General features: G+C 42.7%; 1 pseudogene. It reads right to left on the reverse strand.

The features are described 5' to 3' along the window. Positions 1–770, reverse strand: a pseudogene (locus KIV40_RS27780) (IS630 family transposase); the annotation flags it as partial.

Genomic DNA, 770 nt, shown 5'->3' on the forward strand with positions numbered 1-770 from the left:
AACTGATCAGCTCAATCCACTCTCTTGTACACATTCGTTTCACTCTTTCTGTACTTTCTAGAAAGCAATTCCATGCACCACATACTTTCTCAACAATGTCGTCGTAGTTCGTAAAACTCTGGTTTGCTAGATAGTGTTGCCGTAGCCAACTCCATACTTGTTCAATTGGGTTTAGTTCGGGTGAATAGGGAGGCAGTTTAACGATACTCACATTCGAAAATTGCTCAGCAATGTCACTGGTATGCCAACCTGCACCATCCATGATCACAACCGCATGACGACCTTTTTCTGTTGCTTCTGATATTTGAGCAAGATGGTCAATCATGATGTTTTTGTTTACCCAAGGGACAACCATAGCTTCTCCGATGCCTTTTGAAGGACAGACTGAACCAAACAAATACGCATACTCAAATTGCTGCTGTTTTACTGCTCTAGGCCTTGTGCCTCTTTCTGCCCAGAGACGAGTCGTCGTATTTTGCTGCCCAAATCGAGCCTCATCTTGAAACCAGACATCCACTGATTCCAAACCCATATGCCCCGGGATCTTAAGGATCGTTTCTATTTTGAATTTTTTTAAAATCGTCTTGAACTTGCTGAGATTGAGAAGGGTGTTTAGAGCGTGAAGTTATCCAAGAAAAGCCCATGTGATTAAGCAAGTAATAGATAGAGTCAGGGTGATAATGTTTATCAAACTCTCTGACGATGTAGGCATGGATATCGCTGCCCGTTAATCGCCCCCCTGAAGAATCAGAAGCTCGGCTTTTGATAAA

The organism is Vibrio sp. D173a (assembly GCF_030248475.1).